The sequence below is a fragment of the Salibacterium halotolerans genome, assembly GCF_900115625.1.
Taxonomy (GTDB): Bacteria; Bacillota; Bacilli; order Bacillales; family Marinococcaceae; genus Salibacterium; species Salibacterium halotolerans.
The window spans coordinates 30,492-53,854 of sequence record NZ_FOXD01000003.1 but is presented as its reverse complement, the minus strand read 5'-3'; the positions used below and the strand labels follow the sequence as shown (position 1 = coordinate 53,854).

The following is a 23,363-nucleotide window of genomic DNA, read 5'->3' as shown; positions in this document are numbered from 1 at the left end:
TTCATAATAATCTAGTCGTTGTAAAGGATGCTTAGTCGAGTGTGACATCCGGCCGCATTTCATCAATAGTTGCTGGACCAATATATGATACGTTATCCAGTTCCTCAATGGACTCAAAAGGTCCATTTGCTTCTCTGTAGTTCATAATGTTTTCTGCGATAGTAGGTCCAACGCCAGTGATTTCTTGCAATTCTTCATAACCAGCAGTATTAACGTTTATTTGACCTTGTGGTTCTTCTGGTTCCGGATCTGGTTGAGGCGTTGGCTCTGGTTCAGGTTGAGCATCAGTTGGAGTACCGTCACCTTCCCATGGGCTTGCTGTCACGGTATAATCCCCTTCCGTGATAGAAAAAACGATATCTCCCTCTTCAGCGGTGGAATAAATATCAGAACCAGCATTGCGTAACCTATCCACAACAGACTCTACTGGATGACCGTGTTGGTTATCTTCACCATAGGAAAGAATGGTAGCTTCTGGATCCACTTCTTCAATGAAGGGAGCACTACTAGATGTGTTCGACCCGTGGTGACCAGCTTTCAAAATGTCAGCTTCCACATTATATTCATTAACCATATCCTGTTCTTGTTCAACACCTGCGTCACCAGTAAGCAAGACATCACTTTCTCCGTAAGAGAGTTTCAATACAACCGAAGCTTCATTATTATCACTGGAAGAAGGTTCTACATTTAACACTTTTGTTGTAACTGCCGAATCAATGCCAAGTGTTGCTCCTTCTGTGGGGGTGCTTAAGGAAAGCCCTTCCTGCTCCACAAGAGACACATATTCATCATATGTTTCTGTCGTATGCGTTTTTCCACTACCCAATGCATTGTTTACTTCTAATTCTTCTAACACAGTTGTTAAACCACCAATATGGTCAGCATCCGGATGCGTGGAAACAAGATAATCAATAGACGAAACGCCTTCATCTAGCAAATAAGAAACGACTTTCTCACCATCTGACTTCGTTCCACCATCGACTAACATTGTTTGGTCATTCGGATATTCTACAAAAATGCTGTCACCCTGGCCTACATCAATAAAATGAGCTTCCAATTTTCCACTGCTTGGTTCTTGTGCAGGAGCATCACTCTCATCTGAAATAAAGGATTCATCTAGGGTTCTCGCTAGAAATACAGAGAACTGAGCACGTGTTGTTTCATCATTTGGCCCAAACGTTCCATCTGAATATCCGGTTGTAATATCGTGCGCTGCTATTGCTTGGACGTCATTATAAAAAGCATCTCCTTGTGACATGTCTTCAAAAGAGACCTGGTCCCCCTCACTTGTAACGTCACTTGAAGCACGGTTCAATACTGCAGCCATTTGTCCTCTAGTGAGTGCATCATTAGGCATGAATCGTCCATCGTTTCCCCCAATGATATTCTCATCTTGTACAGTTGCTGCAACATCATAAGCAAAGTAATTTTGGTCAATATCCGTGAAATCAGCAGCAGGTCGATCTTCAGTTTGCAAATCGAATGCTTCGACAATCATGGAAGCTGCTTGACTACGTTTTACCGGTTCATTTGGCTTAAATGTTCCGTCATCGTAACCTGAAATGATCCCTTCTTCTGCTAAATATTCAATTTCAGCCTCCGCCCAAAAGTTCGCGTCAACATCAGAAAAGTTTCCTTCTGCAGCAAAAATCGATGGTGTTAACACCGAACCGACCAGCATTGTAGAAAATATGTACTTCCAGACTTTCATCATAATCCCCCTAAAAAATGTTTCCGTTATTTTACCACAAATCAAGCTAAAATTTTAGCTTAATGTAAAAATTAGTAGGTTTTCTATGAAGAATGTACTCACTCTATATTGGAATGGTGTACAATGAAATAGGGGAAGGGAAGAAATCTTGGGGTTCACATATATGACCGCTTTTTGGCGGTCATTTTTTATGTATGAGCAGGGAAAGCCCCTGCTCTTTTTATTGTTCAATAGTTTATCCTTATTCCATTAACTCACTCGTTCATAAAGAAGAAGTTAACTCTTTGTAAAAAGCTGATTTATTTTATTTTCGTCTATTGTTTTTTGGACGAAGGTTTCTAATTCTTCTTCATTAGTAAATTTATTTAAATCTTCATCATACCAATCCTGTAATTGTGACCTATCGATTTTATATTTATCATCAAAATTAAAAGTAATCCACTCCGCATTATCAATTAGCGCAAATAGGAAGGTTGCGTTATAAATTGCCATTTCTTTATATTCTTTTTCTGTTATATTTGAATCAATATTTCCATACGTTAAACTCATTCCATATGGTTTTTCTTTTGTTTCAAGCGATAATTCCTCGAATTCCTGATTGCGTTGCAATTGCCCAATTATATTAATTACTGCACTGTTATCACCAATTACAGATCCCTTATGTTGAAATATATCCTGGCTTGAACTGTTATTCCCGCCATTATTAAAACCACAACCATTAAGAAGGAGTAACATTAACATGGAGAAGCAGATATAGCGTGATATTTTTTTCATTTCAATCCTCCCTTGGGATTATTGCTACTCATTAGTGTACCAGCAATCATTCAAAACCTCTATGATTTCTATAAATAGCCACCCTATAAAATGTCACTTTTCTCCTATAAGCTTTTAAGAAAATCACTATAACATTACATTCAAACAACTTTTACATAGAAAAGAGGAAGGATAATGCCCTGCTCTTTTTTATTAGGTGCAGCCTTCGCATTCATAATAATTTTCATCTTCTTCAATGACACGATCGAGCACTATATCCTGAACATTCTCCGGTTCCGTGAATTCGATGTCGGCAATCGCCTCACAAATGCCAGCGTCTGCTTCTGGCTGACTGGAAGCCGGAATGCCAAGTCTGCTGTTTTCTCCAGTTGATATGATGTGGTAGGTGTAGGTGTACTTATTCATTCGAATGCCCCCGTCCGCTTCAACACAGTCGCTGTTTCGACTCGAGTGATAGGCTCGTTCGGTCTTTCACCATTAAATACTCCTTCTTCCTGAGCCTTTTCCCAAGCTGGTTGGTGTACTTCAGCCACCTCTGTTCCAGGTGTCGCACTCTCTATCAACGCCACGAGAGCAATGGCGTTCGACTGCGTCATTTCACCGTCCTCATATTCCTGGACTGTAGACTGTTCGATAATGCCTCTATCGGCCGCGTTCTTGAGATAATCGCCAAACGTACCGTTCAAAACTCCTGTGGGTTTCATGATCTCATCTCCCTTTTTTAGAATTTGTTTTAATTTATCCGTCGTCTCTGGACCAGCCACTCCATCTACTGTCAGGTTGTATCGAGACTGAAAGGCTTTCACAGCTTCGACAGTCTCCGTTCCATAGTCACCATCTGCTCCAAAACGCGGAAGTTTTTCTCCAACCGTCATCAGGTCCTCCTGCAGTTTCTTCACATCACTGCCGGCGTCACCTTTCTCCAGCAGATTATCGTCCGTGGCAGACGCGATTCCCTTTGCATCCATTTCTCGTTTCACATCATTAATGAATTGACGGAACGACACTCCGTTCTGGTTGAGTGCATTCTCCGGATCTGTCTTCCTATCCGGATCTAATTTGGAATGACCTGTGATATCTTTCTCCGGATCCCAACCATATCTGTCACATAGATAAGCAAAGTACCACACATAGCGCTTGTACGCTTCGTTGAAGTCTATGCCGCCTCCGTAGCACAATTCCACGCCTATGGCTGCATCGTTGGCATTATGGCCGTAGCGTCGGTTATCCGTCTTTACATCGTAAATCACATGATACGCTTTCTCTTCGAGTGGAATGATCTCAAGGATGTACTTGTCATCAATGAACACCTGTGCAGACGCGGAAGGTTGCTGGCTGTCAAAGTAATTGCGGTTGCCGTGGGCTGTAGAACCCGGATTTCCTGTGTCATGAGCAACACCGAAAATAGGCCCGGTCAGCTTGTGACCAGGCCGCGCGTTCCCGTGTCGGATGTACTTTTTTGTGATGTCGTATTTCACGCTATCCCTCCTATAAGATCAGTTTTAAATATGCTGCTGCCATTCCAAGAACGCCTACTATCCAGCCGCCCCATACGCGAATCGCGTCCCACGTTTTAGAACGACCCTGCGCCTGAGCTTCTATTTGATTAACCTGACCCTTTACCTTCTCAATTTTATTACGAACTTCCCCAACTTCTTCCCGGAGTCCGTTGTACTGCTTAATCATTGTTCGTGTTTCTTTCATCTCGGTACGGAGACCATGGAAATCCGCCCGGACATCGTTCAGCTGCTCAAACAGATCTTTGTTGCTGTACCACTCATTGTTCTTTTGCTCATCACTCATCTTGAGCCCCCTTTTTCAAGGTCTTATTGCTTATCTTTCTTGATACTGTCCAGGTAGTTCTGCGCTTGCTTGGCGGAATCGGTAAAGTTGTTGTTTTTCCACCAGGCAGCTACAGCAGTGACAGCCGAGAACACAAAAGACACGAACATTTCTACATTCTGCTCATCAATCGGCAGTGGAGAGTGGCCAAACAATGCAAGTCCCTGGTTGATGAATGCTGCGGCCATGAGTACAGTTCTTGTGGCGGTTCCTGCTTCTAGGTTCTTCAGTTTTTTGATCATGTGGATCACTCCTTTAAAAGAATTAAAAAAGAGCCTCCATTTTTGGAGACTCCCTCATATTTGATGCTGTAGTTAGTGCGCATAAGCCACGCTAGGCGCTTGATTCAGTTGGATAAGTTTCGCCGGTAATAGTCTCATAATCTGCTTTGGTGATAGCCTGCAGGTCGACAAATTGCTGAAGCTGGTCTTTCCGACACCAATTCCATTCATAGCGCTGTTTCAAGTATTCAAACATATTATTTCGCCTCCAATGCTGTAATTCTTAATTCAAGGTCCGTCTGTGTCTGCCCTTGTCTCATGCTTTCAATCTCCAAGTCCGATTGTTTTTGCCCTTGCTCCATGTTTTCAATCTCAATATCCGTCTGCGTTTGAGCGATTTTTTCTATATTTGTAGGTGGTCTATTTTCAATTTCTTCTTGTATTTGCTCTTGTGTTTTCCAAAACACCTCAGCCATCATTATTCACATCCTTCGCGTCTTTCCACGATGGAAAGCGCTCTAATTCCGAAGCACCCGCTCCGATATAGTTCATTACAGTTAAATATATTTCCCCATTTTTCCTCTCTACTTTACTGAGCAAGGAATTCCATATAGAGTCTTCTGATACTCCTTCAAATCGTGCACCTTCTGGGAAGTCTGAAAGGTCGATGGCATCTTCGTTCCCATCAACTGTAGCTGTTACTATCTCATTTTGTTCATCGAATTTGTATGAAACTTTTTTATCTGAGCGCTGGGGACTAAAGAAAATTTTCATTATTTCCACCTTCCTATCAATAAAGCATAAAGCCGAATTCCTACATATTCCCCAGTTTCTCTATCGTCATAAAAGGTAACATTCTGATTCCCTATACTGATTCCGGCATTATTAACCTTCGGAGAAAAATTCATAATGTAACCTGTATGAATTGCATCGTATCCAGTTCGGAAACCTGTATAGCTCGTCATCAGACCACGAACATAAAACGAAGGAGATGCGAATATATCAGCAAACGAAGCGGGATATGTCCAAGTCGCGTCTACATGTCCAGAAGCGGTTATTCTGTCAAAAACAATAGGGCTACCTCTATCTTCATAAAAATAGCATCTTCCAAACGCATGACATATCTGTATACCGTTCTTATATCGTATATATTCTCCATTTTGATTACTACCTTCTTCTTCTATTTCCCCAAGCTCCTGTAAGGCCTCAGCGACATTTACGGCAGAGAAATTAGAGTCCGAAAACCCGATGTTTGTTGCAAGGTGCGCGTCTGTCGTATCTTCGGAACTATGCGCATCAAACTGTTTCTTTACCATCTGCGCAGCTGCCCCCGACAATCCACCTCGTCTATCTTCTGTTGTAATATTACTTACCGGGTCTCCCGTTGAAATTTTATGAATGAGTATACTATCCGGGTTATCAACTTCCTCCCCAGCCGTTAGTGACGTTCCTCCTCCCGTCAATAAAGAGATGTAATAATCCGTGTTGATAGAAGGTGAGGATAATCGAATTTCGTCTTCCTCTCTTACATCCATGACACCTAAAAAGTTTGCTCTGCCCCCGCCAATAGTGACAATCAGAGCATCATCTTCGCTGTCGTACGTTGCAGATACCAACCGGAAATGGTCTAGGGCCTCGATTTCTTCTTTCAGGTACGCGTCATTGTTTATTAGCTGTTTGAATAATGGATTTACCACATCTGGATGGACATCATCGGTTGTTTCGATCTGCCTTAACTGTTGGTTATACTTCTTTGGATCTTGAATCGGATGATAGGCCACAATATCCCTCCTTTAATGTTCTTCGGTAAGATCGATCTCAATTATGGTGTCTTGGTCTTTCCCCTTTGGCGAAAAGTTCACGAATACCACAGGGTCCGCGTCCTCGTCATAGAGAGCAACCGATGATATATTCCGGCCGTTTCCTTCGTCTGCGGAGAGCACCACTTCAATCACAGCGTTCGTTCCATCTACCGTTGCATTCTCGATATCTTTGACCAGAAATTCGCCTGGTGCCTGCGTTCCATTTGGATCCGGATCATTCACATCACCAGTGCTTGAATCGTGGCCGCCGTCACCCCAACCGACTTGAACGATTGCAGTCAACACATCAACACCGGCCGATGCCTCAGCGCTTTTCGTTCTTCGGGTTGTTGCTACAGCTTTCTTTACCGCCATCCTGTGTCACCTTCCTTTCTTTGACCTCGACATGATAGGTTGGTTTGGTATTCACATTCATGCTTCAACCTCCTCTCCGTTGATCATCATTCGGATGCCGTACTCCGTAGGCGCTCTCTCCCCATCAAATTGATGAACACCATTAAAAGAAGCGCTCCCGTCGAACTTGAGCGCTTTGGTGATTTGCGTATCCCTTTGTACATGAAAACTGGATTCATAGTTGATCGGCAGCGCATATGCTTTGGATATCCTCGGAACGATTAAGGTGCTGTATGCAATGATGTCCTGATATGCTGCTTCAATTGGCACGCCGAAATATATCCGGATCCCGTCCTGCACGATACGACGGATTGATGTTCGAACATTTTCAATCGCGGCCGTCGCAAACTGACCGCCTTTGTTTCCGGAAAACAGATACGTTCCATCGAACTTAGCTGTGCCATCAAATTTAAGCTGCGGGGTGAAGATATCTGTCTCGTACAACAGAACAAGGGCTGCGGGCTCGTTATCGTACTTTTCGTACCGCCAGCATTCAGCCAGCCCTTTGTATGCGTCACCGAGCAGGTTATCCATGATTTCGTTGATCGTCTCAATGTCGCCGTTACTGAAATTGGCACTGTCCTTCGTCTTGATCATGTACCGGTACGACTGATCATCCATGCCGTTCCGTTGCTGGCCTACATCCTGTCCGAACCGATCGAGGACTTTACCCTCTGCATTATCGATATCTTGGTAATAAACGATGGCGTCCCGAGTATCAAACAATTTCTCCTGTATTTCCTCTCCTACGACAGCCATCAGCTTGGCAATATTGGAATCAGGTCGTTTGGTGTACCTATCGGTGATCCATGACAACATCTTCTCAGCTAGGGTCATTGAAACACCACCTTGTCCGCGTCCGTGCGCGCGTACTGGCGTTGATTAATCGTGATGTTGTCATACGAATACGTGGATCCATCTATCGAGAGCTCAATGCTGATATCTTCGGCGCTGCTGTTTCTACCGGCTGCCATGAGAGCCTGAAAGGCAATCACATCTTCCTTGATGCCAAGGCCGTCATATTCGGTGCCGTCTGCATCCTGACCGCCAATGTATTCAATGATATTCGCTCGAATGGCATCCTGATCAGCTATCCCGCTCAGCGTGACATTCACATAGACATCGACAATGCTCGGCCGGGAATACCCAATCACCTGATCTTTTCCTTTGCTGTCCTGGACAGTTACTTCAGTGTCTCCATAAGACTGAATGCCGCCTGATTTATAGCGCATGATCGTCTCCACAATATCTTGTTCAGCGCCACCCCATACGACCGGTTCAATGCTTTTAGGAGGAATGCCATCGGACGTACTGCTCGTTTCATTTGAGTCCAGATAAACATCCCGGACGCCCGGTACATCAAGCAAGTTGAACACAAGTCGATTCTCTTTCGAACGGGCTCGGTCTAAACGTTCCCGAAGTTCTTCGTCGCTCTCCCGGTCACGCCCGCCAGACGTTGCTTCCGGGTTGGTTACACTGTCGATACCAGGTGATGGATTTACGATTTCCGTTATATCCCCGGTATTAACGTTGCCTTGCTGCCCTCTCTCTACAGCTTCAATCGCCGCTGTCACCGTGCCACTCGAGGGAATTGTTACACTCTCGGTTGTCCGGAACCGTATACTGCGGCTCGTTTCAACCACAAAACCGGAATCAACGGTCGTGCTTTCTTCACCAGTTATTTCAATTTCCCCAGTGGATCGTAAAGGGCCTGACCTCCTTGCCCCTTGCCTTTTGGCATTCCGATTCAACGCAATGCCTTCCGAGGTTTCAACAAATGCAGCATTATACGTATCCTCAAGGTCTTGAGCAAATAGAGACAGGATCCACGCAATGACGCGGAGAAAAATACCGAGGAATTGCTTCGGCGACAGGTTTGTGCTTTCCCCCATCTTCTCTTTTGCTCGATTCTCCAGCGACGCTACAATGTCCGCATATCGTTTTCGCTTGAATCCATTCTTATCAAGCATACTCATAGGTTCATCACCTCCGTCCCGGTGACTTCTTCTTCTCCCGCGTAGCAACGAAAAAAGACGGAAAGCTGCCGCTCGCCGTCCCGCTCAATCTGTATGTCTGTTACTGCTGTTACTCGTTCGACTTGCTCAAGCGCGTCATAAATGGTCTGCGTTACATCATCGTCCGAAATATCCTTTCCTTGAATCGCTTCGTACTCCGTTCCGAACATTGGATCGAGAAACCATTCCTCCAGCGCTGTTTTTAGTACGGACCGTATTTCCTGCAGTAGTTCCTCATGATCTTCAATCCAAACAAAATCACCGTTCTCCATCGCTAGGTCGCCGGTTTGTTTGTCTACCTTCAACGCCTTCATTGGATCAGACCCACAATCACAGCATCTTCTAAGGCATGGTGCCGGCTGAACTCCGGATCAGCTTCACTCCCCGATATCACATTATCAAGAGCGCGTTCCGCAAAGACGACATACACGATGTCCCCTTTCTTGTAGACCGGTGTCACTTCCCTTTCGATTTCTTCCTCGGTGTACGACAAGGCGTGCTCTGAGCTTACCGACGACACGTACTTATCTTTGATGATGAATCGCTGGGAGACTGCGTGCGCTTCTAAAATAGGAGGATGGCTTTCAGCTTCCTTGCCTTTTTCTTTGCGCTTAAATAACGGTTGCAGTTCCGCTTTTCCGTTCTCGAAGCTTTCCACCCGGCATGGCATAGCGGTATGAGTCTCAAGCAGTTTGGAATCTACAAACTTTTTTAAATAGGTATCTCCGCGCATTACACCACCTCCATTTCCGTGACAAAATCAGAGTCTGTTGCTTTGTGTGTGCCTTTTCGAATCCGGTACCGGCCATTTGCTGTGCTGGACGCTACGCGTACATGAAGCCCTTCAGCAAGTCGATGATTGAGCAGGCAGGTGACATTCCAACCTTTCACTGTCTCTCCATCTTCGCTTTCTTCTTCGAAGCGTTCTGGCGTACCCACAAGGCCATGTTCGGGCGACAGGAGGAACGATGTTTCATCACCGTATCTCGGATCACGAATAAAAACCTTCCCTCTCGTGACACGTACTGTAGCACCACAATCTATCGCAACCTTTTGCATCACATACGTGATACTTCCACTGACGCTACGCCCTCTGGCATATACCTTGTCATTTGGCAGCGATATAGCTCCGATTTCCACCCCTAATTCATTTGCGAGGTCTTGCAAGATATAAGAGCCGCGTATGCCTTTCTTATACGACTTCGAGATTGTTTGCTTGGTCCATGCCTCGCTGGCATCGGTGCATTTCAAAGTTGTGAGCTTATCGGTACCGTCCCACTCTGTGTTCTTCTTTTGGAGCACGCCCAGCAGAATGGCTCCAACATCTCCCTCGTATCCGGCATTGAGAATGACGGCATCCCCCTTACTCATGTTGTTCAAGGTGCTTTCCGACAGGTTGTATATCTCGATTTCTACCACTTCTGCTTCTTCTTCATCGGAAAATGGAACATCAAAAAAGACCGCAAAGTCATCCGAATGAAACTTGCGATCCTTTACAATCAGTTCTGTTTTCCGCATAAAGCTGTATTTAGGCATCACCTTCACCGTCCTCAATCATCAAAAACACCGTTTGCCCGAGCGTCTCCCGATTCACTTCTGTGTTGTTTCCGGACGGATCCCTCGGTACTATTGTCACCTCTGGAAAGTCCTCATTCACGTAATCATCAAATAGAGGCTTCCCGTACACGATTTTCTGACCTGCAGCCAGTATCTCTCCATTCCTTCTTAAATCTACGGTGTAGTAATCATGCTTGCTGTTGTAGTGATATTCCAGCTCGAATGTTGCTCCAGCCAGTTCGATTTCATACGAAAACGGGACCTGGTCACGAAAAAAAGGAAGGTACGCCATTAGGATCCCTCCTGTACTTGCTGCCGACCTAAGTTGTCGATATCCTTGACCTGGGAACTGACATCCACGGAAAGCAGATCCACGCTGCTGGATTCAGCCAGCGTCACTTCCCGTAGGGTGATATCAAACTGCAGGCCGTTCCCCACTTTCGTGCCGTGGGTGCTGTTAAATTGTTGGATCAGTACCTTCTGCCGCTTGATCCGATGCCGGTATGGGATCATTTCGCCGGAACTTTGATACTTTTCCAGCTGCACCATGCGAGACGCAGCATCCGGTCCAACGATGACCCCGGATATACTTATCGTCTGCGGCTTCATGCGCACATGGTCGGCCATATTAGCGCGTTTCTCTACGGCGTATTCCGTTATTTCTGCTTCTCGTTCAGGTTCATCCTGTTCCACGGTATCCAGTCGGACGGTTCCAAGGGTTGCCGGCATAAAATCACCTCTCTATCGGCATCGGATTGATGATACGCATGTTCTCATAGTGTTCATCAAGCGTTTCAAACATCCACTGCTTAAATGTGCGTTTATCATAATCTGTAGCACGTCCATACGCTTTGACTTCTACATGGGGCATGTACTGAACGGTTTGAGCAGAAGAGTTTCGACTAAATTCTCCACCGGATGAAGAAGCGCTTTTTATCCCTTCGCCTATGCGTTGATATACACGTTCATTCAACGGTGCGACAACTTCCTCGTCACCGCCTTCTCCAACAATCGCTTGAGTTGGTCCAGTAACGAGACCGCCTTTCGCCATTTGGGGCGTATTCGCTATCAGTTCCGGGGTCGAAGTCAACAAACTACTTTGATTTGACTGCCCTAAAGATTGGAGAGAGCTGCCGCTGGAGCCACCGCCGGAAGGGTTGGTGATATTCATCTTTGGTATATCCGGTATATCGATAAGCGGTATTTTATTAATGGCTCCAATTAGCCAGTTAATACGCTCGATGGTTTTATTAATGTAGAGCTTTGCGGCCGTCCACATACCCCGGAAGAATCCTCCGATCGCTGTATCAGCCTCCCCGGCACTTGCAGTGATTTGATCCCAGTTCTTGACGATGGTTGAGCCTACATCAATAGCAAGGGTGATCAGCCACCCTAATGGTGTGAATAGCTTCGTGACACGCCAGCCGAACTTCAGTACAGATAGGCCGGCCTTGCCGATTCCTCTCCCGAATTGCAGGAGATCTCTTCCGATAACAATACCCAACTTTGCAGAGAACCGGGCAACTGTCCCAATGCCCCGTCCTATCTTTCCGGCGAATCGACCGACACCTCGTGCGGCTCCTCCTAACTTTTCACGCGCTTTAGATGCAGCAGGCCCGATTTTGCCGAGACCTCCGGCGCCAACAAAGCTTCCGATTAACCCAGTTACATAAGGAAGAGCTGCTCCGAATGTTTCTGTTATAGCCGACCCAATACCCCCTGTTGACTGATCAATCGCAGAAAAAGCGCCCCTCCATTTTTTCGTAATCCAATTCACAGCACCTTCATTTCTTTTTTCCAAACTCTCGACATCATTTCCCACGCCTTCAAATCCTTCGCTCATATCACTCAGTATTGGATTTAGCGCGGCCTGCTGTTCGCGATATATTTCTCCGAATAGTTCGCCGCCCAGCGCTGCTTGTTCCCCTTCTTTCTTTACATCGCTCAATTCACCGATGATAGACGACAAAGCTTTTTGACCGTCTTCGCCACCTTTAAGTAGTGCTTTTCTCCATTTGTTCGCTTGTTGTTCCGAATCGCCTAGTGTTTTTAAAGCATCCATGGTGGCTTTTTCGCCGTCTTTAATATTGGGGATTAGTTCAGAATTCAGCGATTCACCAAGACGATCCATCACGTATCCGCTTTTTTCACCACCGGCTACCATAGCCCCAAAGAAGTTTTCCCCACTCACTCCTGCTTTCGCAATGTTGACGGTGTATTCGTTCATCTGATCGATTAAATTCCCGAATGTAGCATCATCCAGTCGTTGCGATGCTCCGGTTAGCATTTTAAAGGCTTCTTCAGATGTTTCAATGTCATCGAAGCGACTCTGCAACAGTTGGGCTGACCGGGCTATTTCATTCATCCCGGCAGTCGTTTGCTGTTCCAAAAGACCGATAGACGTGCCGAGATCACCAGCTTTTTCTCCTGTTGCCTCAAAATACCGATTGGATGCTGCGACAGCCTCTGTTGCCTGCTGCTGAGTCAGCGACGTAATATTTGTCCAAATGTCTTGGACTTCCTCAGAAAGCTTTTCGGCTGATTTCTCATCTACTCCGAGGCTCGCTTGGAGCTCTCTCGGCACTTGAGCTAAAGATGTGATTTCACTACCTGCCATCGAACCAGCGGCAGCTCCACCTAAACCGCCTAAAGCAGTACTCACTGCATCAGCTTTTTCTTGTAGGCGGTCTAATTTTGACTCAGCTTCACCTGTGCCGACGTCAGCGTCAGGAAGATTCCTTATCTCATTTCCTGCTTTTTCCGCGGATTCGCGAACGTTATCCAAGTTGCCGGAGGCGCGCGCGCCGCTTAGTTCCGGGTCTGGAACACCTCGAATACTGCTTGACGTGTCTTCTGCTTCGCTCTGCACATTGTCTAACTGACTGACAGCCTGCCTTCCGCTGAGCGTCGGATCGGATATGTCATCGATATTAGAAGAAAGCCTGTCCGCAGAATTGCCAACGCCGCGAAGTTCTCGAGTCATGGATTGTCCTGCATCCTGCATGGTGTCATCCAGATCACCGATTGCTCGATCGCCGCGTTTGATACTTTCGATATAATCATCTGTGGTTTGATCAGCCCGCCTTAACGCTCGATCATCTATATCCCATGTAATTCCTACCGAAAGATCTCGAATAGACATATTCACACCTCCTTCCTACCAAAATAAAAAGCCCCTTGAAAAAGGGACTTAGGCATATTGTTCTTTCGGTGGCTTTTCTGTCCATTCATAACCACAACTGTCGCAACGATAATATTCTGTCTGAGCGTCTTCTGAAGATGTCTTGATTTTCATAAATGAGATAATGAAGAACACAATACATAATGCAAGTGATCCAATTATAAAGTTATATACAAGTTGACCTCCATCAACAGATGTGATGCCACTCATAAAAGCAGCCAACAGAGTCCAAAAGACGCCGTACACTAAACTATGAACGCGAGCAGATCGATACTGCTTGCTACTATACCAATAGCCTAATAAAAAAAAGTTTATTACGAATAAAATTGGAGCGATGATAAGTGTACCCAGCGCTGTTGAAAATAATCCAGTGACTATCAAAAAGTAAAACCATACTTTCCCGCTATTCTTTTCATTGACTTTGTAATTGTGACACTCCGGACACTGTTTTTGCCCTTCCATACTGACCCCTCCCCCACATTTTTCCTCATTGTACCATGTGCAGGGGAGTCAGTAGTAGTCATCATATACTTTTTTAAACGCCGTCAACATTTCATCCGCACGCTCTATATCGAATATATCCATTTGGCGAACTTCCGTCCAAGAGAAGCGCTTACTCAGAATCAGTCTCCAAGCTTTCTCCTCTATCACTTTCAGCTGCTCCTTGGTCCGGCTGTTCTCCAAGAAATCGCTCTATCTTCCGGATAGCCTCCTGTAATCCCGGGATGTCCTCTTGGAAATCCTCGACAGTTAGCTTTGGTTGTTTCACTACCTCTTCAATCAGCTCCCGAGCATACGGCGCCTGTTTCGGAAAGCCATTGCTGCCCCGGTGCCTGTCCGTCAACTCGAGGTACCACATTGCTCCGGGATGCTGTACTGTATATTCTTTTCCGTTTACGGTGATTGTTCCTTTTTTGGCCATGTATTAGCCCTCCATTTAACAAATTTTGTAGGAATTTCTCCTTTTCTATCGAAATGTGATAGTGAAAGGAGGTGTTTCAATGTTCAAATCAACCAGCGAATTTCATAATGCGCTAGTCAGTGTTTTAACTTCCATTATGGATAACCCTGAAAACATCGATGAATGGCAAGGTTCTTTAGATGAAATTTCTTTTCATGATGTTCTCAGAGAATCCTTAGACAGAGGTTATCTTACCGGTTGCAACGTGCAACTAGCCGGAGATGATGAGGTGACAGTGGTGAAAGATTCCCCTAGGCTGACTTATCGCGGCTTGGAATTCCTAGAAAGTAACGGCTGACGTATTGTGATCTGAGCTTTTCTTCCACAATATCAGTAATCATGTCCGCTTCTGAAACCTTGATATCGTTGTCGGCTAAAACATTTATAACTTGGTCGGCAACTTCTTCAAGGTTCTTCTTATCTAAAACCCTCATGATTTTAGCCCTCCATTTCATCATTTAGTTTCGGAATATAGATCGATATTTCAACGCCATTCGGCGTCTTGCCGAATTCGCGGCTGCCGATGCTTTGAATGCGGCAGTTATTTCCGCCGGCTTTGTATTTTCCTGTGTTACCATCAATGACTTCTGCCGAGAACATGGACCGGTTGTTTTTCAGCCTGTACATTTTCGGCAGAGATGGACTGCTCGGTTTCAGCGTGACGGTCATGACGGCAGACTCATTTGTCTCTTCCGCGTAGGTCACACCGCCGTCTGCGTCCACGAACGGGCTGAACTCATCGTTGTTTTTTTCAATGGAAACCTTTGTATCCTCGCCATATCCCGATAGAAAATCCCCATCGATGACAGTGTTTACATCTTTGACATTAAAAGTCTGTACCTCAGCCACAATCTATTCCTCCTTTCTTATACTGCAACGCGGCCGGTTATGGTCGCCGTATGCACAGCACCTTCGCGCTGATAGTTGAATAGTACCGGCGGCAGCTTACGAGCAGCCCGGTCTTCTGGTGAAGCGTCCGTGATACTGGGGGCTGTGATCGTGAAGGACGGATTGCCTCCTTCATTCTCCAAGATGATGCCCTGGTCAAACGCTTCCTGCAGCACCTTCTTCACAATGCCCACGACAAGAGCGATTCCGCCGCTGCTGTACGGAACCTTATTGCGGTTCTGCAGCATCGTTTGCGTTTCCTCACTCATCCGCATTTCGATGAAGTCCTGTCCGTGAACCGAGTCGATAAAGTCACCGTTTACCACAAAGCCCTCGGACGTCTGCTCCTTACCCTGCTTTTTAATGTACGTGTTCACATAATTAGAGTGGAGCTCTTTGATTTCTGCAGGACTCAGATTCACAACAGAGGAACCCGTAACGCCCTTGAATTTCCATGTTATCGTGCCGGGGTCTTCAACACCCCACCGTCCGGTCATGCGCTCTGCAAATTGAAGGTCTGTCGGGTGATAGTAGAGAGACGTTCTCATCGTGCTTCTCGTATCATGGAAGCCGTTCACGAAGTCCACATCATCGCTGGTTGTGATAAACATCGCCAGCTTCCCATCTGTCCAATTAGATAGAGCATCAATATCCTCATTCCGCTGCGCTGTGGAATGAAGGAAGTACCAGTCGGCATGTTCTTTGATGAGTTCATCAAGCTCTGTCGTAAGTTTGGTCGGTGTATCCGGATCTGTTGAAGCATCCGGGTCATAAGCAATGCTGTGAATAGCCACCGAGTCGTTATGCTCGTTTTGGTCGAAAATGGCTTTGGCTTTTGCGTGTTCAGGGGATCCTTGGGCATAATCTTCTTCCACCTGCCCGATCCCAAAATACTCCCGGTAATCGGAATCTTTGCTCGTACCAAGGATCAGCTGCTTGCTATATCCGGCACGCGATACACTAATAGATTCGCGGCCGATATCAATATCAACGTCAGATAATGGCGCTCTTGGCATCTTCTATTCCTCCTTCTGTGTAGTCACGTCTGTGGCGTAATCAATATTTCGTTCAATCTGTCGGGTGACGCGGAACTGTACATCAAATCCGTACCTGCGTTCGTAATCGCCCTCAATCAGCGTGTCTCGGTTTTCGACATTAAAAATCTCCGCAACAGCAATGTTCTGCTGGCGGAGGTCAAGATGATCCCACTCAAAACACTCGCTTGCTTTGAGCGCTTCACTGTAAGCTTCCATGCTGTCTGTGGAATAGACAGTAAAGGAGACCGTCAACGTCGGCTGTGTCGTCTGCACTTTGGTCAACGTATCCGTCCCATCGATAAATTCCTCATTGGGATAGCCGCCCTCTCTGGTAAACGGTGTCGTGATCTTGTAATTGATGAAGGGATACGAGGGTTTGCTGTCCTCTTCATACCCCACCGCTTCTTCCAGAGGAATGACCGGCCGCCCAGTGAAATCATGAAGCACTTTTACAATCGTATTGCGGACCGGTGTGATATCATTCTGCATTGGCAACCGGCTCCTTTTTCTTCAGCATGTACATAAAAATGTCCGTATAGGCACTCAAATCATCTTCCGCGTTGATACGGTATATGACCCCGTTCCACCGTACAAGCTGCTTTGGTTGGTGCGACTCATAGGCAAACAGGATGCGGTCTTCTGTGGTATAGGTTCCGTTCTCACTGAACTGCAGCTCCCGCGAATTCATTGGGAAAAGAGCTCCCATTTTTTCTACCCACTCGCCGGTACCTTCCACCCATTCACCGCCATTTTCGTAATCTCTGTACCCTTCCGAAGTAATCTCATAGATTTCATACGGCCCTTCGTACATAGATACGAGACCGCTGTATTCGTACATCATTCTCTCACCACTTTCCATGTGATGGATTGCAAAAGGCGCCCAGTATCGACCAGCGGATTGCTACTTCCTTTTGCTTCCGTAGTGGTATTGGCGTTAGGCGGAGATTGGATGCTCCGTATCTTCTCCTGAATAGCACTGACCAGCCACGCACCAATTCGATCATAGGCCTGCTGCGGCGTGATTTTAAAATCCACAACGCCCTGAATGACCTTCTCCATATTCGTTGAGAGTTCCCGTTCCTTTTCATCGTACGTACTGCGCACGTACGAGCGCTCGGGAATTGACACTGACTTCACCAGTACAAAGTAGACTTCAATTTCATCCTTGCCTTTTTCTCGAGCGAGTAGCTTACTGCCATCATCGGTTTCGATGAAAAAGAGATCCTTGAATTCCCCGGCGCTTTTCCCATGCGCCTTTGGGTGTGCAGGGATCGTAAGGTACTGAGACTGCTTCGGCTTGATGTCCATGCCGAACTCATGCACACGCGCGATCATCAGCATGTGAGAGTCATCTTCACCAAACACTCCCACTTCTATCTTCATTGATTGGAGTTCCCGGAGGGCCTTGATAAGCTTGGGGATGTTGTTATTATCCCGAACTCTGACACTCATAAGACAATCAACCTCAAGCCAGTAGCCCGTCGCAACAGACGTTTGTATTCCTGCCCGTATTCCGTCGAGTCCAATCCGCTTCCTTTATCGGAGGGCGAATAGGAAACGCTTATTCTCCCGGAAATGGAATGAGAGTCAGCCCTTCTCTGATTCAACGAAGCCAAATGAGCCGCCAGGTACCGCTGCAGGCGTTCCTTGTGCTCGTCTTTGATGGAGTACCGGTCTAATTCTTCCTTTGCATCATCAATATACATCTGGATGTCGGAATCGTTGAGACCTTTCAAATGGCTGGCAATTGCTTTCACTCTATCAGCAGTTGTATCAGCCATTACTGATCACCTTCCGCGTTGCCGTCTCCTTCGCCATTCAATTCAGCTAGTTGTTTGTCGATAGCATCGATGACAGTCTTTCGGCTGTCTCCTTCTTCTTCCTCCTGCTTCCATTTTTCAAGCAGTTCAGGTTCAAAGGTGTCACGGATGAGATCAATGGCAGGATTGGCGTTGATCTCCGTCACGCTTTGCACGCCTTCTGTGTCATCGCCCGCTTCACCCTCCGAGCTCTCTTTCTCGAATGTGACAACCTCGTCTTTCTCGATCAGCCGTTTGGCGATGGGGTGGCCGGAGAACCGTTTCCACTCTGCTGTAGAGATTTCATTTGTCCCGGGCAGGAGACGCACCCCTGCCGCGTGACGAACATATTTCCCTTTATTGTGTACTAACATTAAACACCATCTCCTCTCACGATTGCCATAGGATAGCGAATTACGACGCCGCCGCACCGTTCCTCAGCCGGCACTTTGTAGTATGGGAAAGCGTACTCTTGATCGTGACGCGTGATGTCCATCGGGATAAGCAGCTGGACAACCTCCGGTGCGCTGTCAAAGACGAGAAAGCAGTCGCCGCCGCTTTCACCCTGCCCCACAAGGTCGGATGTCTTTTCAATGGTGCTGAACCAGTTCTGCGCTTCGATGTACTGCTGCACCGTCTGACCGGTGTACTGGTTGTACTCTTTCTGCAGTTCTTCGAAGTTGTCCGGCGTCACGACAAGTGTGTCCGCCTCATATCCGGGCAGTTCATCAACCTTAGACTTGGCTTTACGGACATCGGTCACGATTTCCTTACCGGTTTTGTCTGCCCATTCTGTCGAGGTGCCGCCGCTGTTCTGATCAACAGCCAAGGTTTGAATACCCTCAGCGTTCGTAAGACCGTTGATATTATGGTCAGCGTCACCGACCCACACCAATTGATTCTCCTTCTCCGCAATCGCCCGGCGGACGGTGTTTGCTTTCGTGGACTCAATGGGACGTCCGGCCATCTGTGCTTGGCGCAATTCCTGAATGTGGACACGGAAAGCCGATACGATGGAGTACAGGAGTACCGTCTCGCTCTTCATGTCCAGGTCTACCAGTGGTACATCCGATGCACCAGGAGCAAGAATTTTAGCGACACCTGTACGTGTCATCACATCGTATCTGTACGTTTCTGCTCCGCGCGGGATATTACGCTTCAGGTTAATGAGTGTGCGTGCTTTCAGTTCTTCTCGTTTCGGTTCATATAGGACATTGTCTACAGCCTCTAAGTCTTCAGGCCTCATCATAGCATCATTTCTCATGACCATTTTCTATCCACTCCTTCGTTTTGTAATTATGCAGGCAGGTTCATTTCAAGCTGGATCAGTTCGCCGGCATTGGCCGTGCTCTTGAATGTTGCACCTTTGACTTCTGTGCCTACAGTGGTGCCTCCGCTATCCGTTGCGGAGATTCGGAAGTTACCTGTTGTTTGATCCGCATATACAGGATCTCCGGGTGCTGCGTCTTCCTCGACTTCCACCCAGATGACACCCTTCCGTACTACAGCAACTGGCTCGTTGGCATCGTATTGCTTCACAGCATTCGGATCCGTGTAGTCGTAGTATTCTCTGGCGAGAGCCACGCCCAGGAACGTACCACCTTGGAATGTCTGTGCTTGACTGCCGCCGCCTGTCATTTCAACCGCCATGCCGTAATTGATGGCAGACGCAGCCGCTTTCGTTTCAGCGTGGCTGTCTTGATAGGTAGCAAATTTACCCTTCGATGCGGCAACATCCATGTATTTCTGATAATCAGTGATAGGCATTTCTTTCATCCTCCTTAAATTCGTGCATTAAAAAAGACCGCTGCCTGAGCGATCATGCTTACTTCTTCATATTCATGCGGTCTTCACGTTTTTTGTTGATATCGTCGCCTCTACTTCCTGGGAACTTCATCTGATTATCGCCCACAGAGGACTGTATGCTGTCCTGCAGAAACGACATCGTGGCATCATAGCGAGCATTGATGTATTCTTCGGATTTCTCTTTCGCGTCAAACTTATCGTCCTGTGTTTGGATCACAGCCACCTTAATATCCTGATCAGACTTGCCTTTATATTCGAAGTCCTCCGGCAGATGCTCCCGGGCAGTATCAATCAGAGCAATGCGGTTTTCTACCGCTGCGTCGATAGCGTCCTGCTTTGGTTCGGCCTTCTGCGCCTCGTCCAGTTCTGTTTTCTTGTTATCCAGCTCCGTTGTTTGCGCGTCGTAGTTGGCTGTCAGCGTGTCATAGTCTCTCTTGAGCTGGTCATAACTATCGGCCTTGGCCTGCAGCCCGTCTACTTTCGACTTTACCTCACTTGGCACCTCAAACTCTTGTTCATCAATCTTCACTTTAGCCATTGTGCTGCCTCCTTCTTGTTTTGAATCTTTTCGGTCCACCTGCCACGCGGAAGAATCTCCACGAATAGCCGCTTCCGGTCCTACTCTGCCTTGGTCCACAATCGCAATGTGGTTGACCTCAACGTTTGTCTGGCGGAACTGATAGTTCTGCCCTTCGTACTGCCCCTGCTCTGATACAAGGTCTGTCATAAAGCCCAGACTAATTTCTCGTTTATCTCCCTCGAGGACTTTATCGATTAGAGACTTATCCGTAATAGTAAAGCTGACCATGATGCCGCCATTTTGGACGGATGCGTCGTTATGCGAAAGCCCGCGGCCAAGAGCTTGGATGTTGTCTACACCTACAGCCTCGGAAGGGTGATCATCCGTTACTGGTTTGGCATTACAGCTGCGGATTGTTAGGTCTGAATAAATGTCCTCCGGGTGCTTCAACTCCTGCTGTATGGTTCCATCACTGGACTGATACGGATACACACCGGGTTTTGTCACGACAGCTCGGACCGTAAGAAAGCCTTCATCGCTTTCATCATGACTCAAAATCTTTGCTCTGTCGTACCTATGCAGCTTCATTCGTTCTCACCCCCTTTCGGTATCTGCTTGCCGCTCGTTGGGGTACGGAAGCTGTCATTGCTTATGGTTTTGGATTGTTTCTCTGTTCCTTTATCCTGCTTTTTACGCTCCATGCGGTAATCCGGATCCGCCATGCCCTTCACCCCCTTACTGGAACTCGAATAATTCTTCCTCTAATGGCTCAGCCACACACCGGCAGTTGTAGTCCTTGCCAGGGTAAAGGCCATTCGCCCCGTCCTTCCATGTAAAGACCTTTCCGTCCAGCTCACGGTGCTTCTTTCGAACACGCCGGTCATCGCTGTCACGCCATCTAAACTTCTTCAAGCCAGCTTCTTGGTGCCGGCGCTTCGTCATGTCACCAAGGATAGAACCGGTCTGGTCTCGAGCAATAAAAATCGCCCGGCGCTTGCCCGCGCCCGACGTCTGTTTGATTCGCTCTGCCATGTCGTTGAGGGATTCGCCGCTGCGGACGCCCTGGATGACAATTGTTTTGATGTCATCGTGATACTGCCTGTCGATGGACTTGATGCGGGAGACATTCTCAGCCACTGCTGTTTCCATGAAGGAGGCGAGCCACGATTCATTCATCGTAGGGTCTATGCCTACAACATCCCTGAACTGCTCGGCAAATTCTTCTTTCTGTCGCTGGTTCAATCCATTCACAAACTGTTGGACAATGGCGCTGACAACTGCAGTGACAAACACCGATTCGCCAGTCTCTTCCTCGAGGGCTTCCAGTTCCTTTTGGATATCTGAAAGCTCGTCCTCGTCCAACACCAAAGCGTCATTACGGTTTCTGTACTGATGAATCAAGGGCTTAATACGTTTGGTCCATGCGTCCCACATGATTTTACGGTTCTGATCAACTAGCCCTTTCACCCGCCGTGCGTACTGGACAGCGATTGCGGTAGGAAAAGCGCCGCCTCTAATTCTCGCCATTGCTGCCCTCTCCTTCACCATTCGGATCATCAGGCATTTCCAGCTCGTCCATCAGACTGCCCATCTCAAAGCGCTTCTGCCTGACTTCATCCGGAGTGAGGACTTGGTTTTTCAGATAGATGCTGTCCGTTTCAGCTTGCTTCTTTCTGATATCCGCATCAGTCTGATCGTCCAAGCGCCACAACGGATTGAACTTCACTTTCCAATCGATCGTGTCCGGGTCAATCTGACCGCCGGGTTCATCGCTGGCCCATAGCAGAAGCCGAACAAGGTATTCAATCTTAGGCCGGAGAAAGTTCTCCTGCGTGCCCGCAATGCGCGCGTAATAGTTCAGGCTGTCATACTGTGCACCGGATATGGTTCCAGACTGCTGCCCGAGCAAGTGGCTTTTCGGCATCTTTGCCGAGCCAGCCAGCACGTCCCAGACAAATGTCAGCAGCTGCTCTACTCCGTTTACCTGCGTGGCCTCTTTTTTGAGCTCTTCGTCCGACTCAATAATAGCAAGAGCTTCCGTGCGAAACATGTAGTCCATCAGCATCTGCGCTTCCCGCATGTCTTCCTTTGTCATACCTTCCGCTTGATTGCTTTTAAAGACCTTGAAAGTGAAGTCATACAATATCTGACCAACCGACCACAGCGATGTATCAAACACCGTAATAATGTCCTTCATCGGCTCGAGTATCGATTGTCCCCAGTCTCTGTCCTCAATGCGCTTCGTCTGCAGGTGCAGCAGTCTTGATTTATGCACGTCTCTCTGTAGTGGGGAATCGTCCATTGTTGTATGTCCTGGGTTTATTTGATACTTTTCCACGTCTCCAAACGAAGGGTCAAAGGGGTCGACGTTAATTAGAAACTTCGTTAATTTCAATCGGGAGAAAGGATGCAGGTAATCAATGGACCGTAAACTCTTAATATTGATCGGATCATCTAAGGTCCACTGTCGCCCACCTTGAGTAACGCCAATGGAGACAAATCCATCACCACGCAACCGATCATAAGCTACCATCTTTTCAATCGCTTCCGGCGCGTTCAGCGTTTCCAATCGCTTCTCCAAAGCACGGGCCAGCTTTTCGTCTTCCATCTCCAGCGTGATCCACTCTCTTGTTGCATCCTCAGCCGGAATGTCCACGATGTTTTGAATAATCTGGTTGCCGGCATATAGACGAGTGATTTCTTCATCACTTAACAGCGCCCAGTCACCTGCTTGCTGCCTAACAAGAGGATCCTGCTCTCCACCCTTTCCGGCCGTCTGCATAAAGTCACCTTTATAGTCTTGGGCTCGGTCTATTGTAGTTCTTTTTGCCATCG

The 23,363-nt window shown here is 47.1% G+C and carries 35 protein-coding genes and 1 pseudogene; 1 reads left to right on the top strand and 35 read right to left on the bottom strand.

Annotation, left to right across the window (positions count from 1 at the left end; all coding sequences use genetic code 11):
- Window positions 1–31: 31 nt before the first annotated feature.
- From BM124_RS03285 to BM124_RS03185, 22 genes and pseudogenes are all read right to left on the bottom strand, one after another.
- The gene (locus tag BM124_RS03285) at window positions 32–1,711 is read right to left on the bottom strand and encodes an S-layer homology domain-containing protein (RefSeq protein WP_170840934.1); all 1,680 of its coding nucleotides are present in this window, start codon (window positions 1,709–1,711) and stop codon (window positions 32–34) included.
- Window positions 1,712–1,987: 276 nt separating this feature from the next.
- Window positions 1,988–2,485, bottom strand: coding sequence for a DUF4825 domain-containing protein (locus BM124_RS03280; RefSeq protein ID WP_093335241.1), 498 nt, complete (start codon window positions 2,483–2,485; stop codon window positions 1,988–1,990).
- A gap of 192 nt (window positions 2,486–2,677) precedes the next feature.
- The gene (locus tag BM124_RS03275) at window positions 2,678–2,890 is read right to left on the bottom strand and encodes a hypothetical protein (RefSeq protein WP_093335240.1); all 213 of its coding nucleotides are present in this window, start codon (window positions 2,888–2,890) and stop codon (window positions 2,678–2,680) included.
- Window positions 2,887–3,453, bottom strand: a complete 567-nt coding sequence (locus tag BM124_RS19220; protein ID WP_280139707.1) for a peptidoglycan-binding domain-containing protein — start codon at window positions 3,451–3,453, stop codon at window positions 2,887–2,889. The genes BM124_RS03275 and BM124_RS19220 overlap by 4 nt, the downstream gene beginning before the upstream one ends.
- 3 nt (window positions 3,454–3,456) lie before the next feature.
- Window positions 3,457–3,963: pseudogene (locus tag BM124_RS19215) on the bottom strand (peptidoglycan recognition protein family protein); the annotation flags it as partial.
- Between the two features lie 10 nt (window positions 3,964–3,973).
- Window positions 3,974–4,288 carry a hypothetical protein gene (locus BM124_RS03265; protein ID WP_093335238.1) on the bottom strand — a complete coding sequence of 105 codons (315 nt, stop codon included), beginning with the start codon at window positions 4,286–4,288 and terminating at the stop codon, window positions 3,974–3,976.
- A 23-nt stretch (window positions 4,289–4,311) separates the two neighbouring features.
- Complete coding sequence (locus tag BM124_RS03260; protein ID WP_093335237.1) at window positions 4,312–4,569, bottom strand: phage holin; 258 nt, start codon at window positions 4,567–4,569, stop codon at window positions 4,312–4,314.
- A gap of 91 nt (window positions 4,570–4,660) precedes the next feature.
- The gene (locus tag BM124_RS03255; protein ID WP_093335236.1) at window positions 4,661–4,804 is read right to left on the bottom strand and encodes an XkdX family protein; all 144 of its coding nucleotides are present in this window, start codon (window positions 4,802–4,804) and stop codon (window positions 4,661–4,663) included.
- Between the two features lies 1 nt (window position 4,805).
- Complete coding sequence (locus BM124_RS03250; protein WP_093335235.1) at window positions 4,806–5,027, bottom strand: hypothetical protein; 222 nt, start codon at window positions 5,025–5,027, stop codon at window positions 4,806–4,808.
- Window positions 5,017–5,322 carry a hypothetical protein gene (locus tag BM124_RS03245; RefSeq protein WP_093335234.1) on the bottom strand — a complete coding sequence of 102 codons (306 nt, stop codon included), beginning with the start codon at window positions 5,320–5,322 and terminating at the stop codon, window positions 5,017–5,019. The genes BM124_RS03250 and BM124_RS03245 overlap by 11 nt, the downstream gene beginning before the upstream one ends.
- Window positions 5,322–6,329, bottom strand: coding sequence for a hypothetical protein (locus tag BM124_RS03240; RefSeq protein WP_093335233.1), 1,008 nt, complete (start codon window positions 6,327–6,329; stop codon window positions 5,322–5,324). Before BM124_RS03240 ends, BM124_RS03245 begins: the two co-directional genes overlap by 1 nt.
- Before the next feature lie 12 nt (window positions 6,330–6,341).
- Window positions 6,342–6,725, bottom strand: a complete 384-nt coding sequence (locus tag BM124_RS03235) for a hypothetical protein (RefSeq protein WP_093335232.1) — start codon at window positions 6,723–6,725, stop codon at window positions 6,342–6,344.
- A 57-nt stretch (window positions 6,726–6,782) separates the two neighbouring features.
- Window positions 6,783–7,601, bottom strand: coding sequence for a hypothetical protein (locus tag BM124_RS03230; protein ID WP_093335231.1), 819 nt, complete (start codon window positions 7,599–7,601; stop codon window positions 6,783–6,785).
- On the bottom strand, window positions 7,598–8,740 hold the full coding sequence (locus BM124_RS03225) for a baseplate J/gp47 family protein (RefSeq protein WP_093335230.1): 1,143 nt from the start codon (window positions 8,738–8,740) through the stop codon (window positions 7,598–7,600). Before BM124_RS03225 ends, BM124_RS03230 begins: the two co-directional genes overlap by 4 nt.
- Complete coding sequence (locus tag BM124_RS03220) at window positions 8,737–9,093, bottom strand: contractile injection system sheath initiator (RefSeq protein ID WP_093335229.1); 357 nt, start codon at window positions 9,091–9,093, stop codon at window positions 8,737–8,739. The genes BM124_RS03225 and BM124_RS03220 overlap by 4 nt, the downstream gene beginning before the upstream one ends.
- On the bottom strand, window positions 9,090–9,512 hold the full coding sequence (locus tag BM124_RS03215) for a Gp138 family membrane-puncturing spike protein (RefSeq protein WP_093335228.1): 423 nt from the start codon (window positions 9,510–9,512) through the stop codon (window positions 9,090–9,092). Before BM124_RS03215 ends, BM124_RS03220 begins: the two co-directional genes overlap by 4 nt.
- Window positions 9,512–10,315 carry a phage protein gene (locus BM124_RS03210; RefSeq protein WP_093335227.1) on the bottom strand — a complete coding sequence of 268 codons (804 nt, stop codon included), beginning with the start codon at window positions 10,313–10,315 and terminating at the stop codon, window positions 9,512–9,514. Before BM124_RS03210 ends, BM124_RS03215 begins: the two co-directional genes overlap by 1 nt.
- Entirely contained in the window at window positions 10,308–10,628 is a 321-nt protein-coding gene (locus BM124_RS03205) for a phage baseplate plug family protein (RefSeq protein WP_093335226.1), read from the bottom strand. The genes BM124_RS03210 and BM124_RS03205 overlap by 8 nt, the downstream gene beginning before the upstream one ends.
- On the bottom strand, window positions 10,628–11,065 hold the full coding sequence (locus BM124_RS03200; protein ID WP_093335225.1) for a phage baseplate protein: 438 nt from the start codon (window positions 11,063–11,065) through the stop codon (window positions 10,628–10,630). The genes BM124_RS03205 and BM124_RS03200 overlap by 1 nt, the downstream gene beginning before the upstream one ends.
- 4 nt (window positions 11,066–11,069) lie before the next feature.
- Complete coding sequence (locus BM124_RS03195) at window positions 11,070–13,478, bottom strand: phage tail tape measure protein (RefSeq protein WP_093335224.1); 2,409 nt, start codon at window positions 13,476–13,478, stop codon at window positions 11,070–11,072.
- 48 nt (window positions 13,479–13,526) lie between these two features.
- Window positions 13,527–13,979, bottom strand: coding sequence for a hypothetical protein (locus tag BM124_RS03190; RefSeq protein WP_093335223.1), 453 nt, complete (start codon window positions 13,977–13,979; stop codon window positions 13,527–13,529).
- Between the two features lie 151 nt (window positions 13,980–14,130).
- Window positions 14,131–14,439 (bottom strand): hypothetical protein, encoded by a 309-nt coding sequence (locus BM124_RS03185; protein WP_093335222.1) that lies wholly within the window; start codon window positions 14,437–14,439, stop codon window positions 14,131–14,133.
- 79 nt (window positions 14,440–14,518) lie between these two features.
- Between BM124_RS03185 and BM124_RS03180 the strand changes: the two genes are divergently transcribed.
- Window positions 14,519–14,776, top strand: coding sequence for a YjcQ family protein (locus BM124_RS03180; protein ID WP_093335221.1), 258 nt, complete (start codon window positions 14,519–14,521; stop codon window positions 14,774–14,776).
- Between the two features lie 140 nt (window positions 14,777–14,916).
- On the opposite strand, the gene BM124_RS03175 is transcribed toward BM124_RS03180, so the two are convergent.
- Genes BM124_RS03175 through BM124_RS03120 form a run of 13 tightly spaced genes read right to left on the bottom strand, consistent with a single transcriptional unit; the run spans window position 14,917 to window position 23,361 of the window.
- Window positions 14,917–15,327: a phage structural protein gene (locus tag BM124_RS03175; RefSeq protein ID WP_093335220.1), complete on the bottom strand. Its 411-nt coding sequence runs from the start codon at window positions 15,325–15,327 to the stop codon at window positions 14,917–14,919.
- 17 nt (window positions 15,328–15,344) lie between these two features.
- Complete coding sequence (locus BM124_RS03170; protein WP_093335219.1) at window positions 15,345–16,382, bottom strand: DUF3383 family protein; 1,038 nt, start codon at window positions 16,380–16,382, stop codon at window positions 15,345–15,347.
- Window positions 16,383–16,385: 3 nt separating this feature from the next.
- Window positions 16,386–16,892 (bottom strand): phage neck terminator protein, encoded by a 507-nt coding sequence (locus BM124_RS03165; RefSeq protein ID WP_090928446.1) that lies wholly within the window; start codon window positions 16,890–16,892, stop codon window positions 16,386–16,388.
- Window positions 16,882–17,244: a hypothetical protein gene (locus tag BM124_RS03160; protein WP_093335218.1), complete on the bottom strand. Its 363-nt coding sequence runs from the start codon at window positions 17,242–17,244 to the stop codon at window positions 16,882–16,884. Before BM124_RS03160 ends, BM124_RS03165 begins: the two co-directional genes overlap by 11 nt.
- Complete coding sequence (locus tag BM124_RS03155) at window positions 17,241–17,855, bottom strand: hypothetical protein (protein WP_093335217.1); 615 nt, start codon at window positions 17,853–17,855, stop codon at window positions 17,241–17,243. The genes BM124_RS03160 and BM124_RS03155 overlap by 4 nt, the downstream gene beginning before the upstream one ends.
- Window positions 17,852–18,184, bottom strand: coding sequence for a DUF4054 domain-containing protein (locus BM124_RS03150; protein ID WP_093335216.1), 333 nt, complete (start codon window positions 18,182–18,184; stop codon window positions 17,852–17,854). The genes BM124_RS03155 and BM124_RS03150 overlap by 4 nt, the downstream gene beginning before the upstream one ends.
- Window positions 18,184–18,576: a hypothetical protein gene (locus tag BM124_RS03145; protein WP_093335215.1), complete on the bottom strand. Its 393-nt coding sequence runs from the start codon at window positions 18,574–18,576 to the stop codon at window positions 18,184–18,186. Before BM124_RS03145 ends, BM124_RS03150 begins: the two co-directional genes overlap by 1 nt.
- Window positions 18,576–19,472: a DUF2184 domain-containing protein gene (locus BM124_RS03140; protein WP_244504211.1), complete on the bottom strand. Its 897-nt coding sequence runs from the start codon at window positions 19,470–19,472 to the stop codon at window positions 18,576–18,578. Before BM124_RS03140 ends, BM124_RS03145 begins: the two co-directional genes overlap by 1 nt.
- A 26-nt stretch (window positions 19,473–19,498) precedes the next feature.
- Window positions 19,499–19,969, bottom strand: a complete 471-nt coding sequence (locus BM124_RS03135; RefSeq protein ID WP_093335214.1) for a structural cement protein Gp24 — start codon at window positions 19,967–19,969, stop codon at window positions 19,499–19,501.
- A gap of 58 nt (window positions 19,970–20,027) precedes the next feature.
- Window positions 20,028–21,116, bottom strand: a complete 1,089-nt coding sequence (locus BM124_RS03130) for a DUF2213 domain-containing protein (RefSeq protein WP_093335213.1) — start codon at window positions 21,114–21,116, stop codon at window positions 20,028–20,030.
- Window positions 21,113–21,250, bottom strand: coding sequence for a hypothetical protein (locus tag BM124_RS18750; protein ID WP_170840933.1), 138 nt, complete (start codon window positions 21,248–21,250; stop codon window positions 21,113–21,115). The genes BM124_RS03130 and BM124_RS18750 overlap by 4 nt, the downstream gene beginning before the upstream one ends.
- Before the next feature lie 13 nt (window positions 21,251–21,263).
- Complete coding sequence (locus BM124_RS03125) at window positions 21,264–22,055, bottom strand: phage head morphogenesis protein (protein WP_170840932.1); 792 nt, start codon at window positions 22,053–22,055, stop codon at window positions 21,264–21,266.
- The gene (locus tag BM124_RS03120) at window positions 22,042–23,361 is read right to left on the bottom strand and encodes a DUF1073 domain-containing protein (protein ID WP_093335211.1); all 1,320 of its coding nucleotides are present in this window, start codon (window positions 23,359–23,361) and stop codon (window positions 22,042–22,044) included. Before BM124_RS03120 ends, BM124_RS03125 begins: the two co-directional genes overlap by 14 nt.
- Window positions 23,362–23,363 lie beyond the last annotated feature (2 nt).

What these genes read in the sequence shown, in the direction of transcription:
- BM124_RS03150 (WP_093335216.1), bottom strand. Translation starts at nt 18,184, where the DNA reads ATGGCTGATACAACTGCTGATAGAGTGAAAGCAATTGCCAGCCATTTG.
- BM124_RS19220 (WP_280139707.1), bottom strand. Translation starts at nt 3,453, where the DNA reads ATGGATGCAAAGGGAATCGCGTCTGCCACGGACGATAATCTGCTGGAG.
- BM124_RS03145 (WP_093335215.1), bottom strand. Translation starts at nt 18,576, where the DNA reads ATGTTAGTACACAATAAAGGGAAATATGTTCGTCACGCGGCAGGGGTG.
- BM124_RS03215 (WP_093335228.1), bottom strand. Translation starts at nt 9,512, where the DNA reads ATGCGCGGAGATACCTATTTAAAAAAGTTTGTAGATTCCAAACTGCTT.
- BM124_RS03210 (WP_093335227.1), bottom strand. Translation starts at nt 10,315, where the DNA reads ATGCCTAAATACAGCTTTATGCGGAAAACAGAACTGATTGTAAAGGAT.
- BM124_RS03190 (WP_093335223.1), bottom strand. Translation starts at nt 13,979, where the DNA reads ATGGAAGGGCAAAAACAGTGTCCGGAGTGTCACAATTACAAAGTCAAT.
- BM124_RS03195 (WP_093335224.1), bottom strand. Translation starts at nt 13,478, where the DNA reads ATGTCTATTCGAGATCTTTCGGTAGGAATTACATGGGATATAGATGAT.
- BM124_RS03140 (WP_244504211.1), bottom strand. Translation starts at nt 19,472, where the DNA reads ATGGTCATGAGAAATGATGCTATGATGAGGCCTGAAGACTTAGAGGCT.
- BM124_RS03245 (WP_093335234.1), bottom strand. Translation starts at nt 5,322, where the DNA reads ATGAAAATTTTCTTTAGTCCCCAGCGCTCAGATAAAAAAGTTTCATAC.
- BM124_RS03235 (WP_093335232.1), bottom strand. Translation starts at nt 6,725, where the DNA reads ATGGCGGTAAAGAAAGCTGTAGCAACAACCCGAAGAACGAAAAGCGCT.
- BM124_RS03250 (WP_093335235.1), bottom strand. Translation starts at nt 5,027, where the DNA reads ATGATGGCTGAGGTGTTTTGGAAAACACAAGAGCAAATACAAGAAGAA.
- BM124_RS03275 (WP_093335240.1), bottom strand. Translation starts at nt 2,890, where the DNA reads ATGAATAAGTACACCTACACCTACCACATCATATCAACTGGAGAAAAC.
- BM124_RS03285 (WP_170840934.1), bottom strand. Translation starts at nt 1,711, where the DNA reads ATGAAAGTCTGGAAGTACATATTTTCTACAATGCTGGTCGGTTCGGTG.
- BM124_RS03205 (WP_093335226.1), bottom strand. Translation starts at nt 10,628, where the DNA reads ATGGCGTACCTTCCTTTTTTTCGTGACCAGGTCCCGTTTTCGTATGAA.
- BM124_RS03260 (WP_093335237.1), bottom strand. Translation starts at nt 4,569, where the DNA reads ATGATCAAAAAACTGAAGAACCTAGAAGCAGGAACCGCCACAAGAACT.
- BM124_RS03135 (WP_093335214.1), bottom strand. Translation starts at nt 19,969, where the DNA reads ATGCCTATCACTGATTATCAGAAATACATGGATGTTGCCGCATCGAAG.
- BM124_RS03280 (WP_093335241.1), bottom strand. Translation starts at nt 2,485, where the DNA reads ATGAAAAAAATATCACGCTATATCTGCTTCTCCATGTTAATGTTACTC.
- BM124_RS03155 (WP_093335217.1), bottom strand. Translation starts at nt 17,855, where the DNA reads ATGAGTGTCAGAGTTCGGGATAATAACAACATCCCCAAGCTTATCAAG.
- BM124_RS03165 (WP_090928446.1), bottom strand. Translation starts at nt 16,892, where the DNA reads ATGCAGAATGATATCACACCGGTCCGCAATACGATTGTAAAAGTGCTT.
- BM124_RS03220 (WP_093335229.1), bottom strand. Translation starts at nt 9,093, where the DNA reads ATGAAGGCGTTGAAGGTAGACAAACAAACCGGCGACCTAGCGATGGAG.
- BM124_RS03180 (WP_093335221.1), top strand. Translation starts at nt 14,519, where the DNA reads ATGTTCAAATCAACCAGCGAATTTCATAATGCGCTAGTCAGTGTTTTA.
- BM124_RS03130 (WP_093335213.1), bottom strand. Translation starts at nt 21,116, where the DNA reads ATGAAGCTGCATAGGTACGACAGAGCAAAGATTTTGAGTCATGATGAA.
- BM124_RS03225 (WP_093335230.1), bottom strand. Translation starts at nt 8,740, where the DNA reads ATGAGTATGCTTGATAAGAATGGATTCAAGCGAAAACGATATGCGGAC.
- BM124_RS03255 (WP_093335236.1), bottom strand. Translation starts at nt 4,804, where the DNA reads ATGTTTGAATACTTGAAACAGCGCTATGAATGGAATTGGTGTCGGAAA.
- BM124_RS03200 (WP_093335225.1), bottom strand. Translation starts at nt 11,065, where the DNA reads ATGCCGGCAACCCTTGGAACCGTCCGACTGGATACCGTGGAACAGGAT.
- BM124_RS03120 (WP_093335211.1), bottom strand. Translation starts at nt 23,361, where the DNA reads ATGGCAAAAAGAACTACAATAGACCGAGCCCAAGACTATAAAGGTGAC.
- BM124_RS03170 (WP_093335219.1), bottom strand. Translation starts at nt 16,382, where the DNA reads ATGCCAAGAGCGCCATTATCTGACGTTGATATTGATATCGGCCGCGAA.
- BM124_RS18750 (WP_170840933.1), bottom strand. Translation starts at nt 21,250, where the DNA reads ATGGCGGATCCGGATTACCGCATGGAGCGTAAAAAGCAGGATAAAGGA.
- BM124_RS03230 (WP_093335231.1), bottom strand. Translation starts at nt 7,601, where the DNA reads ATGACCCTAGCTGAGAAGATGTTGTCATGGATCACCGATAGGTACACC.
- BM124_RS03125 (WP_170840932.1), bottom strand. Translation starts at nt 22,055, where the DNA reads ATGGCGAGAATTAGAGGCGGCGCTTTTCCTACCGCAATCGCTGTCCAG.
- BM124_RS03160 (WP_093335218.1), bottom strand. Translation starts at nt 17,244, where the DNA reads ATGATGTACGAATACAGCGGTCTCGTATCTATGTACGAAGGGCCGTAT.
- BM124_RS03265 (WP_093335238.1), bottom strand. Translation starts at nt 4,288, where the DNA reads ATGAGTGATGAGCAAAAGAACAATGAGTGGTACAGCAACAAAGATCTG.
- BM124_RS03185 (WP_093335222.1), bottom strand. Translation starts at nt 14,439, where the DNA reads ATGGCCAAAAAAGGAACAATCACCGTAAACGGAAAAGAATATACAGTA.